Raw genomic sequence first — 16,559 nt, 5'->3', positions numbered from 1 at the left:
GCATCCGATGACCTACCGCGTCTGCTTCGTCTGCACCGGCAACATCTGCCGCTCCCCGATGGCCGAGTCCGTCTTCCGCGCGCGTGTCGAGGAGGCCGGGCTGGACGGCCTGGTCGAGGTGGACAGCGCGGGCACCGGCGGCTGGCACGAGGGCGACCCGGCCGACCCGCGCACGGTCTCCGTCCTGGAGGAGCACGGCTACGACGGCGGCCACACGGCCCGGCAGTTCCAGCCGTCCTGGTTCGCCCGCCTCGACCTCGTCGTCGCCCTCGACTCCGGTCACCTCAAGGCCCTGCGCCGGCTGGCGCCGTCGCCGGAGGACGCGGCGAAGGTGCGGCTGCTGCGTTCGTACGACCCCGCCGCGGGCGACGACCTCGATGTGCCCGACCCGTACTACGGAGGCCGGGAGGGCTTCGAGGACTGCCTCGAGATGGTGGAGGCGGCGAGCACGGGTCTCCTCACGGCGGTCCGCGAGCAGGCGGGGACCGGCGGCATGAGCGACGGGGAGGCACACTCGGCATGAGCGGCGTGATCGGCAGGGAGGCAGGCGCGGCATGAGCGGTACGGAGGCGCGAGGGCTCGGCGGCGACGGCACGCGCGCCGTGCGGGCCGGTCTGCCCGAGCCGGTCAAGTACGAGCCGACCCTGCCGGGTCCGGTGTTCGCGGCCCACTTCCATCTGCCGGGCGAGCCCACGGGGCCGTACACCTACGGCCGGGACGAGAACCCGACCTGGACCCACCTCGAGCGGGCCATCGGCGAGCTGGAGGCGCCGGGGGAGGACGGTGTCGAGACGCTGGTCTTCGCCTCGGGCATGGCCGCCACGTCGGCGGTGCTCTTCTCCCGGTTGCGGGCCGGGGACGCGGTCGTCCTGCCCAGCGACGGCTACCAGGCGCTGCCTCTGGTCCGCTCGCAGCTGGAGGCGTTCGGCATCGAGGTGCGCACCGCGCCGACCGGCGGGGACGCACAGCTCGGCGTCCTGGACGGCGCGAAGCTGCTGTGGATCGAGACCCCGTCGAACCCCGGTCTCGACGTGTGCGACATCCGGCGGCTCGTCTCGGAGGCGCACGCGCGTGGCGCCCTCGTCGCCGTCGACAACACGCTCGCGACGCCGCTCGGACAGCGCCCGCTGGAGCTCGGCGCCGACTTCTCCGTGGCCAGCGGCACCAAACAGCTGACCGGACATGGCGACCTGCTGCTGGGATACGTCGTCGGCCGCGAGGCCGGGGCCATGGCCGCCGTACGGCGGTGGCGCAAGATCGTCGGGGCGATCCCGGGGCCGATGGAGGCCTGGCTCGCCCACCGTTCCCTCGCCACGCTCCAGTTGCGCGTGGAGCGGCAGAACGCCAATGCCCTGGCCGTCGCCGAGGCGCTGCGGGACTGGCCGGAGGAGCTCGGAGTGCGCTATCCGGGGCTGCCCGGCGACCCCTCGCACAAGATCGCCTCGCAGCAGATGCGGGGCTACGGGTGCGTGGTGTCGTTCACGCTGCCCACGCGCGCGCGTGCCGAGCGCTTCCTGGAGGCCCTGCGGCTCGTCGACGAGGCGACAAGCTTCGGCGGGGTACGGTCCACGGCCGAGCGGCGCGGACGTTGGGGCGGCGACGCCGTACCGGAGGGCTTCATCCGTATGTCGGTCGGCGCCGAGGATCCTCAGGATCTGGTGGCGGACGTGCTGAGCGCCCTGGACGAATCTGCGCGGTGAAGGGCCCCGCCGCGTGCCCATCGGTGTCCGGTCACGGATCACGGGCGGTCCGAACCTCCCCCCTCGTGGCTCGGACCGCCCCTCGGTTCCGCGCGCGAAGAACCGCGCGAACAAGGCTAGTTGACTGTCTGTCAGTGTCCAATCACAGTAGCGACAGAGACCTATCGACTTATTTATAGTTGGGCCCTGCCCTGGGGGTGAGGAGAAGGGCGGGGAAGGAGAGGGTGGAGCATGGATCTGGCCTTGTTGCGCACCTTTGTGACCGTGCACCGGGCCGGCTCCTTCACTCGCGCCGCCGCGCTGCTGGGACTGTCGCAGCCGGCCGTGACCTCACAGATCCGCACGCTGGAACGGCAGTTGGGCCGCCCCCTCTTCCTGCGGCAGGCCCGTGGCGTGACTCCGACGACCATCGGCGACGAGCTCGCCCACAAGGCCGCCCCGCATCTCGACGCCCTCGTGGAGATAGCCGAGACGGGCCTCGACGACGAGTCCTCCCTGCGCACCCTGCATCTCGCCGGCCCTCCCGAGTTCACCGCCGAACGCGCACTGCCCGCGCTCACCGAGCTGACCGGCGACGACGGCCAGGGCTTCGCCCTGCGTGCCTCCTTCGGCAACGCCGAGGAGACCCTGGAAGGGCTGTCCGCGGGGCATCACGATCTGGCCATCAGTACGGCCCGTCCGCGAGGCGCTCTGCTCACGGCGACTGCGCTCTGCGACGAGGAGCATGTACTCGTCGCCGCCCCCCGCTGGGTGGACCGCATCGGCGAGGGACAGCTGCGCCACAAGGGGGCCCATGCGCTGGAGGACGTCCCAGTGGTGGAGGTTCATGAATCCCTCCCGTTCGTCTCCCGCTATTGGGCCGCGATCTACGACTCCCGCCCAGCCGCCCCTGGCACTGTGATCGTCCCCGACCTGCGCGCGGTCCTCGCCTGTACGGTCGCGGGAGCCGGCCTCGCGGTCTTACCCCGCTATCTGTGCGCCGACGCACTGGACCGCGGCGAGGTCGTCGCCCTGCACGATCCGCCGGTGCCGCCCCTGCGGACGTATTTCCTGGTGGTCCGCACCGGGACGCTGGCAATGCCGCATATCGCCCGGGCTCACGAGTGGCTGCTGCGGGCGGCCGGCGACTGGGCCTGACCAGGGCTTTCCGGGGCGGCACGCGGTTGGATCGAGCAGTGACGTCGCTCGATGTTTCACGTGGAACCAGCCGGGCCACATTTCTCCCATGACCGTCCGACCCGTGGTCAAGCGCACCGCCCGCGCCGTTCTGCTGGACGGCGACGATCTGATCCTGATCAAGCGCACCAAGCCCGGCATGGATCCCTACTGGCTCACGCCCGGTGGCGGAGTCGAGCCGACGGACTCCACCGTCGTCGACGCCCTGCACCGCGAGGTGTACGAGGAGCTCGGCGCCAAGGTCACCGACGTGGTGCCGTGCTTCGTCGACACCGTCGAGCACATCGGCGAGGACGGCGGAGCGACCGGCGTAAAGGTGCAGCACTTCTTCGTCTGCCGCCTGGGGTCCATGGACCCGTCCTTGCGACACGGCCCCGAGGTGGACGAACCCGTCGGCGAGTACGAGATCGTGCGGGTGCCGTTCACCCGGGTCGGGATCGCCTCCGTCCATCTCGTGCCGCTGTCACTGCGGCACTACCTCGACGGGAACATCGAGGGCGTCCGGGCCATGCATGCCCCCGACCTGGGCTGACACCGGGCGGCGTCCTGGCCCTCGGCCGCTGGGTCAGTTCGCGGCGGCGACGAGCTCCTCCACCGAGTCATGGCGTATGCGCTCGGCCGGGACGCCGAGGTCCCTCAGTACGTCGACACCGCTGCGGATCATGCCGGGCGGCCCGGAGACATAGGCGTCGTGCTCGGTCCAGGGTCCGTACTGCCGGATGGCTTCGGGGAGCTGGAGCAGTCCGTGCCGATCCACTACTGGCCGGACCTCCAGCCAGGGGTGGGACTGCTTGAGCCTGAGCATCGCGTCGATGTCATACAGGTCCTGGTCCCTGCGGGCGCCGTAGAACACCTCGACCTGCCGCCGCTCGCCGTGTTCGGCGACGTCCTCGATCAGCGCCCTGATGGGCGCTATGCCGGTGCCACCGCCCAGGCAGAGCAGACCGCTGTCGGTCGTGTGGTCCACGGTCATCGAACCGGCCGGCGGACCGAGACGGATGATGTCTCCCGGCCTGGCCCGGTGCACCAGAGCGTTGGAGACCCACCCCGCGGGCACGGCCTTCACATGGAACGTCAGCAGGCCGTCGGAGCGGGGCGCCGAGGCGAAGGAGTAGTGCCGCCAGATCCTGGGCCACCACGGCGTCTCCAGGCTTGTGTACTGCCCGGCGAGGAACGGATAGGGCTGGTCGGGCCGCACGGTGACGACCGCGACGTCCGCCGTTCTGAGGTCGTGCGCCACGACCTCCGCGTACCACCAGGCGGGGGCACGCAGTTCGTCGGAGGCCGCTGCGTCGATCATGACCTGAGAGATCGTCGTGTACGTCCGGACCCAGGCGGCCTCCGTCTCCGGGTCCCAGATGCCGGCGGCATACTTGCTCAGCGCGCCGATGAGGCATTCGCCGACGGCCGGGTAGTGCTCGGCCCTCGTGCCGTACTTACGGTGACCACGGCCCAGATTCTGCAGGTAGTCCACGAGGACCGGTGTGTTGTCGATGTGCTCGGCAGCGGTGAGCAGAGCCTTGAGCAGCCGGTCGCGCTGGGTGTCCATGGCGGCCGGGAACAGGGAGCGCAGATCGGGGTGGCGTACGAAGAGCAGGGCGTAGAAGTACGACGTGACCTTGTCGGCCACCGGGCCGACCTCGGCCATGGTCCGGCGGATCAGCACAGCGTCCGGAGAGGCGGGCCGGGCGGGGGCGGGGCGCTGAGCCGGGACATGCGGCTGCGCGACGGGCTGTGCGAGGGAAGTCGGCGGCGCCTGTGCGGCGGGCGCTGTGAGGGGCATGGAGCCCGATGGGTGAGGCCTCGCTGCGGCGGCCTGGGCGGCGGCGTACGGCGCGTGACTTGAGGCCGGGGCCGATGCGGGGGCGGGCGGCGAGTGCGTGGGCGGGATGTGCCCAGTGGGGGGTGGTTCGGGGGTCGATATCGCGGCCGGTTGCGGGTGCGCCGTCGGGGTCGATATCGAGGCCTGTGCCCCCTGTTGAGTGGCCGTTACCTCCTCGCCCGCCCGGTGCGTGTCATCGGGGCCCGGCGCACTGTCCTGGGGCGGGGCCGTGTCGTCCGCCGTCGCTGTCCTGCCCACCGGCCGCATCGCGGCCAGGCGCCGGCCCTCGGCCGCCTCCTGTTCGCCGCCCGGAGTGGTCGCCGGCTGCTTGCGCGGCGTGAACCAGCCGCCCCCGCCGCCGGAAGTGCCGTTGTCGGCCGACGTGGTGGTCGGAGCGTCCATGGTGTGCCTCGCCTCGAACATCTTTCGGTCGGTCTGCGCACTTCCTCAGTCGGAAGGTGCCTGCTTCCCCCGCGTGGCTTGCGTTCCCCGTTCGTGACCGCGATCCAATACGGCCACATTCAACCCGCATTCCCACCCGGTACGGACAAGTAAGGCGAGAGTGTGACATTGGCCGCAGTACTCTCACCGCAGCATCCCACCGCGTGTCGGCGCCCGGCCCCCATAGCCGAGAATGCGGGTCTTCGATCTCTCCGTCCCATTAGGCTGCCGTGCCTTGCGCACGGTCCGTGCCGGGTACGTCTGCATCACAGCTCGGACACGAACCGGAGTCGACCATACCGGCCGCCGCCCCGATCACAAGTCCCCCCTTGCTTGCTCACGAATTGGACGAGGGGATGAACGGTCAGTTCCTTCAATTACCTTCCGCTGCGCACCAATTCATAGGCTTCCCACAGGTCCATCCCCATGTAGGAATGGGTCGCGAGCCCGGCCAGATGGCCGTCCGCATTGACCGCGACGGATACCGGGACGACGCCGAACAGGTCCTTGTCGGACAGCGAGTCGCCGTAGGCGACGCATTCGTCCCGGGTCACCCCGAACTCGGCACAGAGCCGATCCGCGATACGAACCTTGGCCGCGGCGTTGAGGGCTCCCGCCGGATCGAGGGGCGCGGTGAACGGCACCGCCGGAAAACGGGAACCGTACGCCGCGTGCGCGCCCCAGTCCGTCAGTCGCTCCACGAAGAAGGACGGCGAAAGCGAGACGACGGCGCAGTAGTCGCCCTGCCCCCTGATCTCCGCCCAGACCTCACGGATCCGGGCCAGCCAAGGAGCGGCCTCGAAGGCGGCCTCCACATGCGACTCGGTGAGTCCGGCCCACAGCGCGTACACCCGCTGCGCATACTCCGGAGGGCCGATCAGCCCTGCCGAGATCTCCCGGTCGAGCGCCACGGTCTCCTCTTCCAGGCCGAGCTGACGTGAAATCTCCACGGGCGCGGTGGTGCCGTGCAGGAGCGTGCCGTCCAGATCGAAGAGATGAAGTCTCGCCATGGGACATGAGGCTAATGGCACAGGGATTCGCCCTCTTGGGCGGAGAGCTTGAGCTCTTGGGCGGAGAGCTTGAGCTCTTGGGCGGAGAGCTTGAGCTCTTGATGGATGCTGGCCGTTCGCTCATGTTTCACGTGAAACACCCAGCGCCCTGTCGACGCGCTGTGCGGCGGACCATGAGATGGCCAAAAGGTCGTACGTCTCACCGGAAACAGGTGGACGACCATGGGCGTTGTCAGACAGCCTGACCTGCGTGCCGACTCCTTCCCTCGCCGCTCTGCCCATTCGCCGTCTGACGCCTCGCGACCTCACCGCCTGCGCCGACTTGTCCGAGGACCGGGGTTGGCCCCGTGAGGAACACAAGTGGGGGTTCCTCCTCGCAGCAGGGACGGGGTACGGCATCGATGACCCCGACGGCGGGCTCGTCAGCGCCTGCGTCGTCACCGAGTACGGACCCAAGGCGCGCCCCGGGCTGGGAGCGATCGGCATGGTCCTGGTCGCCGAGCGGCATGCCCGCCAGGGCGTCGGACGCCGGTTGATGCGGCACGTCGTGGACTCGATGGGCACGACACCGCTGACACTGCACGCCACGCCGTACGGCCAACCGCTCTACGAGGAGCTCGGATTCAAGGTCACCGGCCGGGCGGAGATGCTGCGCGGCCACTTCACGCCCGACGCCTCGGCGGCCTCGGTGGCCACCCGCGCGGCCACCGCCGAGGACCTCAGCGCTCTCATGCGGCTGGACGAGGAAGTGTTCGGCGCCGATCGCATGCACATCATCACGCGGCTGCCCGCTTTCACCGACCAGTTGCGCGTCGCCGAGGAGCACGGCCGGATCATCGGTTACGCGGGCGCCTGGCCCAACATGGACACTCAGGTCGTGGGTCCGCTGATCGCCCGTGACACCGAGACCGCGAAGGGGCTCGTCGCCTCCCTCGCCGCCCACACCGAACGCCCCCTGCGCACGGACATCGACGTACGCCATGAGGAACTCCTGACCTGGGCGAAGCAGCACGGTCTGAGCTCGGTCGCCTTCAACGCGGTCATGACGTACGGCATCTCGGAACTCCCCGGCGACTGGACCCGGCGCTTCGCTCCCCTCACGGTGGCGGCGGGCTGAGGCCCTCGACCGCGGGCTGAGCCCACGAAAAACGCCGGTCCCCATCGGTAACCGGCGTTTCCTCGTCGATGGTGCGGTGCCGTCAGGCCAGCGCCTCGATCGCGGCCACCGCGAACCCGTGGTCCTGCTCGGGCGCGCCGCCGCCGACACCGATCGAGCCGATCAGCCGGCCGTCCCGGTGGATCGGCACACCACCCGCGATGAAGAGCAGCGGTCGATCGAGCGCCGTGGGCAGCGTGTGGAAGAGCCCACCGGGCTGTACGGCGTCGACGAGGTCGGCGGTGGGGGCGCCGAGCTGAAGTGCCGTGTAGGCCTTGCGCGTGCTGGTCTCGCCGGCGATCAGTACGGCCCGGTCGTCCCGCCGGAAGGCGAGCAGATGACCTCCGGCGTCCAGGACCGTGACGCTGACGGTCACCCCGGCCTCCTCGGCCGCACGGTGTGCCGCGGCGACGAGGACGTCGGCGTCCTGGGTGGTCAGGGGGGCGACTGCGGTGGCGGTGCTCATGGGGGTTCTCCTTGCGGTTGTGCGCTGGGGGGCAGAAGTGGTGCTGAGGTGGACTGACTTGGGGCCGGATGTGCGGGGGCGGCCCTGACCCCGCACATGCATCTGCTCAGTGGTGGACGACGGCTCGCTGTTCGGCGTTCGCGGCGCCCGTGACGACGTTGTTGGAGGCAGCTCCGTCGCGGCGCTCCAGTGCGGCCGAGAGGAAGGCGAGCAGCAGCGCGGCCGCCGCGAGGGCGGCGCCCACCCAGTTCGGGGACGTGTAGCCGAAACCGGCGGCGATGACGAGACCGCCGAGCCAGGCGGACAGGGCGTTGCCGAGGTTGAAGGCACCGATGTTCACGGCCGAGGCCAGGGTGGGGGCGCCGTGTGCCTGGTCGAGGACGCGCTTCTGGAGTGGGGGCACGGTCGCGAAGCCCAAGGCGCCGATCAGGGCGATGGTGACGGCCGCGAGGACCTTGTTGTGTGCCGTGAGCGTGAACAGCGCGAGCACGACGGCGAGGGCGCCCAGGGAGACGTACAGGAGGGGCATCAGCGCGCGGTCCGCGTACTTGCCGCCGATCAGGTTGCCGCCGACCATGCCGAGCCCGAAGAGGACCAGCAGCCAGGTGACGGAGCCGTCGGCGAAGCCGGCTACGTGGGTCATCATCGGCGCGATGTAGGTGATGGCCGCGAAGACGCCGCCGAAGCCGAGGACGGTCATCGCCATGGCGAGCAGGACCTGGGCGTTCTTGAACGCGGCCAGCTCGTGACGCAGCCGTACGCCCTGGGGCTTGGGCAGGTCGGGGACCAGCTTGGCGATGCCCACCAGGCCGACGACGCCGAGGGCGGCGACGACGCCGAAGGTGACGCGCCAGCCCGCGGACTGCCCGACGAACGTGCCCAGTGGGACGCCGACGACATTGGCGACGGTCAGGCCGGTGAACATCATGGCGATGGCGCCGGCCTTCTTGGCCGGGGCGACCAGTTCCGCCGCGACCACCGAGCCGATGCCGAAGAAGGCGCCGTGGGCGAGCGAGGCGACCACACGGCCGATCAGCATGACGGCGAAGGCGGGAGCGAGGGCGGACAGCAGATTGCCGACGATGAAGAGTCCCATCAGCAGCATCAGCATCCGCTTGCGGGAGACCTTGGTTCCCAGCACGGTCATCAGCGGAGCGCCGAGGACCACACCGAGCGCGTAGCCGGTCACGAGAAAGCCGGCGGTGGGGATGGAGACCCCGAAGTCACTCGCGACCTCGGGCAGCAAGCCCATGATCACGAACTCGGTGGTTCCTATTCCGAAGGCCCCGATCGCGAGGGCCAGAAGCGCGAGAGGCATGGAGGGGTGACACCTTCCCGGAAGATTGCAGGAGCGCTTTACGTTTGAAGACAATACTTGCACACGCGGCATACTTGCAAGCGCAGGCTATTGCACACCCGCTCTACCCTGGATTCAGCCGCTCCGGTACGGAGGAAACGCCATGACCGCCACGGATCCCGCGCTCACCGCCCTCGCGCAGGGCTGGTGCGCCCTCTCCCTGCTGCACGGCAGGATCGAGTCGCACATCGAGCGCGCCCTGCAGGCCGGGCACGACCTCAGCGTGCGCGAGTACTCACTCCTCGACGTCCTCAGCCGCCAGCACAACGGCGAGGGCGGCCACCTGCAGATGAAACAGGTCGCCGACGCCGTCGTCCTCAGCCAGAGCGCCACCACCAGGCTGGTGACCCGCCTCGAGGACCGCGGACTGCTCTCCCGCTACCTCTGCCCCACCGACCGCCGCGGCATCTACACCGACGTCACCGAAGCCGGCCTCAAACTCCTGACAGAAGCCCGGCCCACCAACGACACGGCCCTGCGCGAAGCACTCGACGAAGCGGCGAAGAGCGCCGAGCTCGCCCCGCTGGTGCGGGTCGTGGAGTCGCTTCCGGCGCCCGCATAGGGTGCGGGCATGGGAGATCTTGAGATACGCCCCGCTGTCGCCGATGACATCCCCGCGATCGTCGGCATGCTCGCCGACGATCCGCTGGGCGCACAGCGTGAGTCGCCGGACGACCTAACCCCCTACCTTGCCGCGTTCGAGCGGCTGAGCAGCGACCCGAACCAGCGCATGATCGTCGCCGTCCGCGAGGGCCGTGTCATCGGCACGCTTCAGCTCACGGTCATTCCTGGGCTGTCCCGGCGCGGCGCCACCAGGTCGATCATCGAAAGCGTTCGCATCCACGCCGACGAGCGCGGCAGCGGCCTGGGTACCCAGCTCATCGAGTGGGCGATCGATGAATCCCGACGCCTGAACTGCCAGCTGGTACAGCTGACGTCCGACAAGAGCCGCGCGGACGCCCACCGCTTCTACGAGCGGCTCGGCTTCACGGCCTCGCACACGGGCTTCAAGCTCGAGCTGTGAAACACCGAAGCGCCTGTTTCACGTGAAACAGGCGCTTCGCCCGGCGGTCAGGCCCCTGCGATCCCCCGCCACCCATCGGGATCCACTCCACCCGGCACCGCAGCCCCTTCGTCGTACGGCTGACGCGTGAACACGAATGACCCGAGGTCCAGGTGGTCCACGGTCCCGTCAGGGCGCCGTACGGCCTTCAGGCGCTCGCCCGCGTAGTAGCCCTCCAGTCCCGTCCAAGTGCCGTCACCATGAGGTCGGAAGCGTGAGCGGCGGCCCTTGCCGGAGAGCGGCTCCAGGGAGAGCAGTCCATCGGCCGTCAGTCGCAGGGCGAAGGCGTGCGTCCCCCAGTACCACTGCCCGGCCAGCTCCAGAACCGCCGCGTCGAGGTCCGGCATCGGACGCCACGGCTCGGGGATCCGCGGCTCTGCGTCGGCGACGATGCGGACGAGGTCGGCGGCGACCGTGAACGGCATGGGACCCGAGGTGCAGTTGGCCAGGACGACCGCGGCGAGATCGTCCTCCACGCTGACAGTCAGGGCGGCCAGGAAGCCCGGCAGGGATCCCGTGTGTCCGAGCAGATTCCTGCCGTCCAGGTGCCGGATCTCCAGACCCAGGCCGTAGGCGTAGCCGCTCGCCACGTCCGACGCCTCCTGAGGAGCCGCGGGTGTCCTCATATCGCGCAGCGACTCCGCACTGAGCACACGGTCGTCGCCCTTGATCAGAAAGGCTGCGAACCGTGCCAAGTCCGCTGTCGTCGACCAGAGTTGACCGGCCGACGCCATACGCCCGAGGTCCTCGAGCGGCTCGGGAAGCATCACATCGGCCCAGGGATGCACGGCCCACCCGCCTGCGTGCGGCGCCTGCGCTCGCGCGCTCGTGCGGTCCAGCCCCAGGGGTTCGAGCACTTCACGCCGGAGTACGTCCTCCCACGAAGCCCCGCGCAACTTCTCGACCAGCCCGCCCAGCAACGTGTAGCCCGGGTTCGAGTAGTGGAACCGGCGGCCCGAGGGATGCACGAAGGGCTGTTCGCCGAGAACGTCGGCCAGTTCGGGCCGCAGGGATCCGGAGGTCCGCTCCCACCACGGCCCAGGTGACTCCGCCGCCAGCCCGCTGGTGTGCGCGAGCAGTTCGGCGATCGTGGCCTCCCCCGCACCGGTGCCCGGCAGATGCTTCTCCAGCGGGTCACCGAGAGCGAGGCGGCCCTCGTCACGCAGTCGCAGGACGAGAACGGCTGTGAAGGTCTTGGTGATCGAGCCGATGCGGTACTGCACCTTCTCGTCGGGCCCGTGCCCGTCCACCGAAGTGCGCGAGCCGTGCCACACCGTCCGGCCGTCCCGCACGACCGCGGCCACGAGGGACGGCGCCCGCCCTTCGGCCTGGGCCACGGCGATGCGGTGCAACAGCGCCCGGCGCGTGGCAGGCAGCAGATCGTCCTGAGAAGTCGTCATGCCCCCAGTCCACCCCGCCGGCGGCTCGGGAGTCGAGCGCACATCCGCCCGGAGAGCGCGATCAGGTCTGCGCCATGTCCACGAACCGCGAGTAGTGGCCCTGGAAGGCGACCGTGATCGTCGCCGTAGGACCGTTACGGTGCTTGCCCACGATGATGTCCGCCTCGCCCGCCCGCGGCGACTCCTTCTCGTAGGCGTCCTCTCGGTGCAGCAGGATCACCATGTCGGCGTCCTGCTCGATGGAGCCGGACTCACGCAGGTCGGACACCATCGGCTTCTTGTCGGTGCGCTGCTCGGGGCCACGGTTCAGCTGCGAGAGCGCGATGACCGGGACTTCCAGTTCCTTGGCGAGGAGCTTGAGGTTACGGGACATGTCCGAGACCTCTTGCTGACGGCTCTCGGAACGCTTCGAACCACCGGACTGCATCAGCTGCAGATAGTCGATGATCACGAGCTTGATGTCGTTGCGCTGCTTGAGCCGGCGGCACTTCGCGCGGATCTCCATCATCGACAGGTTCGGGGAGTCGTCGATGTAGAGGGGCGCCGCCGAGACCTCGGGCATCCGCCGCGCCAGCCGCGTCCAGTCCTCGTCCGTCATGGTTCCGGACCGCATGTGATGCAGGGCCACGCGTGCCTCGGCCGACAGCAGACGCATCGCGATCTCGTTGCGCCCCATTTCCAGGGAGAAGATGACGCTCGCCAGGTTGTGCTTGATCGACGCCGCCCGCGCGAAGTCCAGCGCGAGCGTGGACTTACCCATCGCCGGTCGGGCCGCGATGACGATCATCTGGCCCGGGTGCAGTCCGTTGGTGAGCGAGTCGAGGTCCGTGAACCCCGTGGGTACACCGGTCATCTCACCGGTGCGCGAGCCGATCGCCTCGATCTCGTCGAGCGCGCCCTCCATGATGTCGCCGAGCGGCAGGTAGTCCTCGCTGGTGCGCTGCTCGGTGACCGCGTAGATCTCGGCCTGTGCGCGGTTGACGATCTCGTCGACGTCGTCGTCGGCCGCGTATCCCATCTGCGTGATGCGCGTGCCCGCTTCGACCAGGCGGCGCAGCACGGCCCGCTCGTGCACGATCTCGGCGTAGTACTCGGCGTTCGCCGCCGTCGGCACTGTCTGGACCAGGGTGTGCAGATACGAGGCGCCGCCGACCTTGTTGATCTCGCCGCGCTTGGTGAGCTCGGCGGCGATGGTGATCGGGTCGGCCGGCTCGCCCTTGGCGTAGACGTCGAGGATCGCCTGGAAGATGGTCTCGTGTGCGGGCTTGTAGAAGTCGTGGCCCTTGAGGACCTCGACCACGTCGGCAATAGCATCCTTGGACAGCAGCATGCCGCCGAGCACGGACTGCTCGGCGTCGAGGTCCTGCGGCGGGACGCGCTCGAAGGCCGGACCTCCGCCGTCCCATTCACCGGTGTCCCGGCCTCGGTCGTGCTGCTCGTCGCGCCCTCGGCCACCTTCGCCGCGTCGACGGGAGGCGGGCAGACGATCACTGGGGCCGCTGTCGGCCCACGGGTCGTCCAAGGGCTCGGAAATGCTCACCGAGCCACCTCCTCACGTCCGCCGAGCGGACCTCGCCGTGCCCCTCAGTTCTACGGCACGCCACTGACAAATAAGAGGCCCAACTCCGGTTCTGGCACGTCGGTTTTGTGTCGTTTCCACGACCGAAAGACGGAGCGGGCAGCCGGACCACGGTAGGCCCGCGGGCACCGTCAGCCAATCTGGTTATCCACAGGCCATGTGGACGACGGCCCCGATGCTGTGGAGAACTCCGCAAAACCTGTGCACGACACGGTGGACAGCCCTGTGAACAAGCTCCCAGCAATTCCTGCAAAGCGCCTCTGACCAGCTTCTTTGCCATCCACCGGCTGTGCAGAAGAAAAACTTCCCCAGTCGGACCAAGATCGCTTCGAACGGTACACGAAAGCACACGGCACGAGACCCTGAGTAAGGGTCACTACTCAATTGCATCTCTTACCTGTGGACGATTAGATTGGTGGCCATGACACAGGCCCCCGCGACCACCAAGGCCGGCCGGCGACAGCACGATCGAGAGATCGTCGCACTTGCCGTACCGGCCTTCGGCGCACTCGTCGCCGAGCCCCTCTTCGTGATGGCCGACAGCGCGATCGTCGGCCATCTCGGCACGGCACAACTCGCCGGGCTCGGAGTCGCTTCGGCCCTCCTCATGACAGCGGTCAGCGTCTTCGTCTTCCTCGCCTACGCCACCACCGCGGCCGTCGCCCGACGCGTCGGCGCCGACGACCTCCAAGCCGCGATACGCCAGGGCCTGGACGGCATCTGGCTGGCCATACTCCTGGGCTTCGCCGTCGTCCTGGCCGTCCTGCCCACAGCCCCGTCCCTCGTAGAACTCTTCGGCGCCTCCGACACCGCCGCCCCGTACGCGACCACCTACCTACGCATCTCGGCCCTCGGCATCCCGGCCATGCTCGTCGTGCTCGCCGCCACGGGCGTCCTGCGCGGCCTGCAGAACACCAGGACACCGCTCTATGTGGCTGTCGCGGGCTTCATCGCCAACGCCGCCCTCAACGCGGGTCTCGTCTACGGCTTCGACCTCGGCATCGCGGGATCGGCCTGGGGAACCGTCATCGCCCAGTGGGGTATGGCCGTGATCTACCTTGTGGTGGTCGTCCGCGGCGCTCGCGAACACGGCGCCTCCCTGCGTCCCGACGCTGCCGGCATCAGGGCCTCCGCTCAGGCCGGAGTGCCCCTCCTGGTCCGCACCCTCTCGCTGCGGGCGATCCTGATGATCGCGACGGCCGTGGCGGCCCGCCTCGGAGACGCCGACATCGCGGCACACCAAATCATCCTCTCCCTGTGGAGCCTGCTGGCCTTCGCACTGGACGCCATAGCCATAGCCGGGCAGGCCATCATCGGGCGCTTTCTCGGCGCCGACGATGCCGACGGGGCCCGTGCCGCTTGTCGCCGCATGGTGGAGTGGGGCATCGCAGCCGGCGTCGCCCTGGGCCTGCTCGTGGTGATCAGTCGGCCGCTCTTCCTGCCCCTGTTCACCAGCGATTCGGTCGTCAAGGACGCTGCCCTGCCCGCCCTGCTCGTGGTTGCGCTCTCCCAGCCGATCTGCGGAGTCGTCTTCGTCCTGGACGGCGTCCTGATGGGCGCGGGGGACGGCCCCTACCTTGCCTGGGCCATGGTGCTCACCCTGGCAGTGTTCACCCCGGTCGCGCTCCTCATCCCTGTGGTCGGTGGCGGACTGACCGCGGTCTGGGCGGCCATGACCCTGATGATGGCGGTGCGCATGCTGACGCTCTGGTTGCGGGCCCGCTCGGGGCGCTGGATCGTCACGGGCGCGACGCGCTGAATGTTTCACGTGAAACACGCTGTTTCACGTGAAACGGACCCTTGAAGAGCCCCTTCCCGCCCTGCCCTGCGCCTTGAAGGCCGCGCCTCCCCGCCCTGCACAGCGCAGGCCTCTTCCTTCCCCGCACAGCGAAAGGGGCCGTACCCCAGCGGGTACGGCCCCTCCACTCAGCTGTTCAAGCCGAACGCGGTGATCAGGCCGCGATGACCTCGATGTTGACCTTGGCGGCAACCTCGGGGTGCAGACGCACGGACGTCTCGTGAGCGCCCAGGGTCTTGATGGGCGCGCCGAGCTCGATGCGGCGCTTGTCGACCTCGGGGCCACCGGCAGCCTTGATCGCCGAGGCGATGTCGGCCGGGGTGACGGAACCGAAGAGACGACCGGCGTCGCCGGAGCGAACGGCCAGACGGACCTTCACGCCCTCGAGCTGGGCCTTCACAGAGTTGGCCTGCTCGATGGTCTGGATCTCGTGGATCTTGCGAGCACGACGGATCTGCTCGACGTCCTTCTCGCCACCCTTGGTCCAGCGGATAGCGAACTTCCGCGGGATCAGGTAGTTGCGAGCGTAACCGTCCTTGACGTCGACGACGTCGCCCGCGGCACCGAGGCCGGAGACCTCGTGGGTGAGGATGATCTTCATGTTTCGGTCACCCTTCCCTTATCGCGCGGTGGAGGTGTAGGGCAGCAGCGCCATCTCACGGCTGTTCTTGACGGCCGTGGCGACGTCACGCTGGTGCTGCGTGCAGTTACCGGTCACGCGGCGGGCACGGATCTTGCCGCGGTCGGAAATGAACTTCCGCAGCATGTTCGTGTCCTTGTAGTCCACGTACGTGACCTTGTCCTTGCAGAAAGCGCAGACCTTCTTCTTCGGCTTGCGCACAGGCGGCTTCGCCATGGTGTTTCTCCTGTGTGATCAAGAAGTTTGGGTACGACCCGCCCTCGACCCGAAGGTCTAGAAGGGGGGCTCGTCCGAGTAGCCGCCGCCACCGCCGCCGCCGGAGTTTCCACCCCAGCCGCCGCCACCGCCGCCGCCCTGGTTGCCACCGGCGGGAGTGCCGGTCGCCCACGGGTCGTCGGCAGGAGCGCCGCCGCCCTGCTGGCCGCCACCGGGGCCACCGCCCCAGCCGCCGCCACCCTGGCCGGCACCGCCACCGCCGCCGTAACCACCCTGGCCACCACGGGCGCCACCGGAGGTCTTGGTGACCTTCGCCGTGGCGTTCCGCAGGCTGGCGCCGACTTCCTCGACGTCCAGTTCGTAGACCGTGCGCTTGACGCCCTCACGGTCCTCGTAGGACCGCTGCTTCAGCCGGCCCTGCACGATGACGCGCATGCCTCGCTGGAGCGACTCGGCGACGTTCTCCGCCGCCTGACGCCAGACCGAGCAGGTCAGGAACAGGCTCTCGCCGTCCTTCCACTCGTTCGTCTGACGGTCGAAGGTGCGGGGGGTGGACGCGACACGGAACTTCGCGACCGCCGCACCGGAAGGGGTGAAGCGCAGCTCGGGGTCATCGACAAGATTGCCGACGACCGTGATGACGGTCTCGCCTGCCATGGGGGAACCTCTCGGCGGGTTTGCTGCTGGCTGCTTGGTGCTGCTACTCGAATCCCGAGATCAGCTGAGCGGGAGAGC

Annotated in this window: 17 protein-coding genes; 8 read left to right on the top strand and 9 right to left on the bottom strand. The window is 69.2% G+C overall.

Annotated features, from left to right (window positions below; all coding sequences use genetic code 11):
• The first annotated feature begins 7 nt into the window (after positions 1–7).
• From ACIRD7_RS30360 to ACIRD7_RS30345, 4 genes are all read left to right on the top strand, one after another.
• Complete coding sequence (locus ACIRD7_RS30360; protein ID WP_403458595.1) at positions 8–523, top strand: low molecular weight protein-tyrosine-phosphatase; 516 nt, start codon at positions 8–10, stop codon at positions 521–523.
• A gap of 31 nt (positions 524–554) precedes the next feature.
• Positions 555–1,700, top strand: coding sequence for a cystathionine gamma-lyase (locus tag ACIRD7_RS30355; RefSeq protein ID WP_403458594.1), 1,146 nt, complete (start codon positions 555–557; stop codon positions 1,698–1,700).
• A 231-nt stretch (positions 1,701–1,931) separates the two neighbouring features.
• Complete coding sequence (locus ACIRD7_RS30350) at positions 1,932–2,837, top strand: LysR family transcriptional regulator (protein ID WP_403458593.1); 906 nt, start codon at positions 1,932–1,934, stop codon at positions 2,835–2,837.
• Positions 2,838–2,925: 88 nt separating this feature from the next.
• Positions 2,926–3,408, top strand: coding sequence for an NUDIX domain-containing protein (locus ACIRD7_RS30345; RefSeq protein WP_403458592.1), 483 nt, complete (start codon positions 2,926–2,928; stop codon positions 3,406–3,408).
• 33 nt (positions 3,409–3,441) lie between these two features.
• Here ACIRD7_RS30345 and ACIRD7_RS30340 read toward each other — a convergent pair whose 3' ends face one another.
• Together ACIRD7_RS30340 and ACIRD7_RS30335 are read right to left on the bottom strand one after the other, a co-directional pair.
• Positions 3,442–5,121 carry a globin domain-containing protein gene (locus tag ACIRD7_RS30340; RefSeq protein ID WP_403458591.1) on the bottom strand — a complete coding sequence of 560 codons (1,680 nt, stop codon included), beginning with the start codon at positions 5,119–5,121 and terminating at the stop codon, positions 3,442–3,444.
• 395 nt (positions 5,122–5,516) lie between these two features.
• Positions 5,517–6,149, bottom strand: coding sequence for an HAD family hydrolase (locus ACIRD7_RS30335; protein WP_403458590.1), 633 nt, complete (start codon positions 6,147–6,149; stop codon positions 5,517–5,519).
• Between the two features lie 250 nt (positions 6,150–6,399).
• Between ACIRD7_RS30335 and ACIRD7_RS30330 the strand changes: the two genes are divergently transcribed.
• Positions 6,400–7,266, top strand: a complete 867-nt coding sequence (locus tag ACIRD7_RS30330) for a GNAT family N-acetyltransferase (RefSeq protein WP_403458589.1) — start codon at positions 6,400–6,402, stop codon at positions 7,264–7,266.
• Positions 7,267–7,348: 82 nt separating this feature from the next.
• Here the strand turns inward: ACIRD7_RS30330 and ACIRD7_RS30325 are convergent, their stop codons facing one another.
• Entirely contained in the window at positions 7,349–7,771 is a 423-nt protein-coding gene (locus tag ACIRD7_RS30325) for a heme-binding protein (protein WP_403458588.1), read from the bottom strand.
• A gap of 106 nt (positions 7,772–7,877) precedes the next feature.
• Positions 7,878–9,089, bottom strand: coding sequence for an MFS transporter (locus ACIRD7_RS30320; protein ID WP_403458587.1), 1,212 nt, complete (start codon positions 9,087–9,089; stop codon positions 7,878–7,880).
• 142 nt (positions 9,090–9,231) lie between these two features.
• Between ACIRD7_RS30320 and ACIRD7_RS30315 the strand changes: the two genes are divergently transcribed.
• Together ACIRD7_RS30315 and ACIRD7_RS30310 are read left to right on the top strand one after the other, a co-directional pair.
• On the top strand, positions 9,232–9,690 hold the full coding sequence (locus tag ACIRD7_RS30315) for a MarR family winged helix-turn-helix transcriptional regulator (RefSeq protein WP_403458586.1): 459 nt from the start codon (positions 9,232–9,234) through the stop codon (positions 9,688–9,690).
• Between the two features lie 9 nt (positions 9,691–9,699).
• A complete protein-coding gene (locus ACIRD7_RS30310) occupies positions 9,700–10,152 on the top strand; it encodes a GNAT family N-acetyltransferase (RefSeq protein ID WP_403458585.1) in 453 nt (150 codons plus the stop codon).
• 47 nt (positions 10,153–10,199) lie between these two features.
• Here ACIRD7_RS30310 and ACIRD7_RS30305 read toward each other — a convergent pair whose 3' ends face one another.
• Both ACIRD7_RS30305 and dnaB read right to left on the bottom strand, forming a co-directional pair.
• The gene (locus ACIRD7_RS30305; protein WP_403458584.1) at positions 10,200–11,591 is read right to left on the bottom strand and encodes a serine hydrolase domain-containing protein; all 1,392 of its coding nucleotides are present in this window, start codon (positions 11,589–11,591) and stop codon (positions 10,200–10,202) included.
• A gap of 61 nt (positions 11,592–11,652) precedes the next feature.
• Positions 11,653–13,131, bottom strand: coding sequence for a replicative DNA helicase (dnaB, locus tag ACIRD7_RS30300; RefSeq protein ID WP_403458583.1), 1,479 nt, complete (start codon positions 13,129–13,131; stop codon positions 11,653–11,655).
• Positions 13,132–13,591: 460 nt separating this feature from the next.
• On the opposite strand from dnaB, the gene ACIRD7_RS30295 reads away from it, so the two are divergent.
• A complete protein-coding gene (locus tag ACIRD7_RS30295; protein WP_403458581.1) occupies positions 13,592–14,929 on the top strand; it encodes an MATE family efflux transporter in 1,338 nt (445 codons plus the stop codon).
• A 193-nt stretch (positions 14,930–15,122) separates the two neighbouring features.
• Here the strand turns inward: ACIRD7_RS30295 and rplI are convergent, their stop codons facing one another.
• From rplI to ACIRD7_RS30280, 3 genes are read right to left on the bottom strand one after another with little or no spacing between them, the layout of a single operon-like run.
• Positions 15,123–15,569 (bottom strand): 50S ribosomal protein L9, encoded by a 447-nt coding sequence (rplI, locus tag ACIRD7_RS30290; RefSeq protein ID WP_389337743.1) that lies wholly within the window; start codon positions 15,567–15,569, stop codon positions 15,123–15,125.
• Positions 15,570–15,587: 18 nt separating this feature from the next.
• Positions 15,588–15,824 (bottom strand): 30S ribosomal protein S18, encoded by a 237-nt coding sequence (gene rpsR, locus ACIRD7_RS30285; protein WP_003949403.1) that lies wholly within the window; start codon positions 15,822–15,824, stop codon positions 15,588–15,590.
• A gap of 57 nt (positions 15,825–15,881) precedes the next feature.
• A complete protein-coding gene (locus tag ACIRD7_RS30280; RefSeq protein WP_403458580.1) occupies positions 15,882–16,481 on the bottom strand; it encodes a single-stranded DNA-binding protein in 600 nt (199 codons plus the stop codon).
• Positions 16,482–16,559 lie beyond the last annotated feature (78 nt).

Origin of the sequence: Streptomyces sp. NPDC093568 (genome assembly GCF_044764945.1) — a bacterium.
Taxonomy (GTDB): Bacteria; Actinomycetota; Actinomycetes; order Streptomycetales; family Streptomycetaceae; genus Streptomyces.
This window is presented reverse-complemented; position numbering and strand designations above follow the sequence as displayed.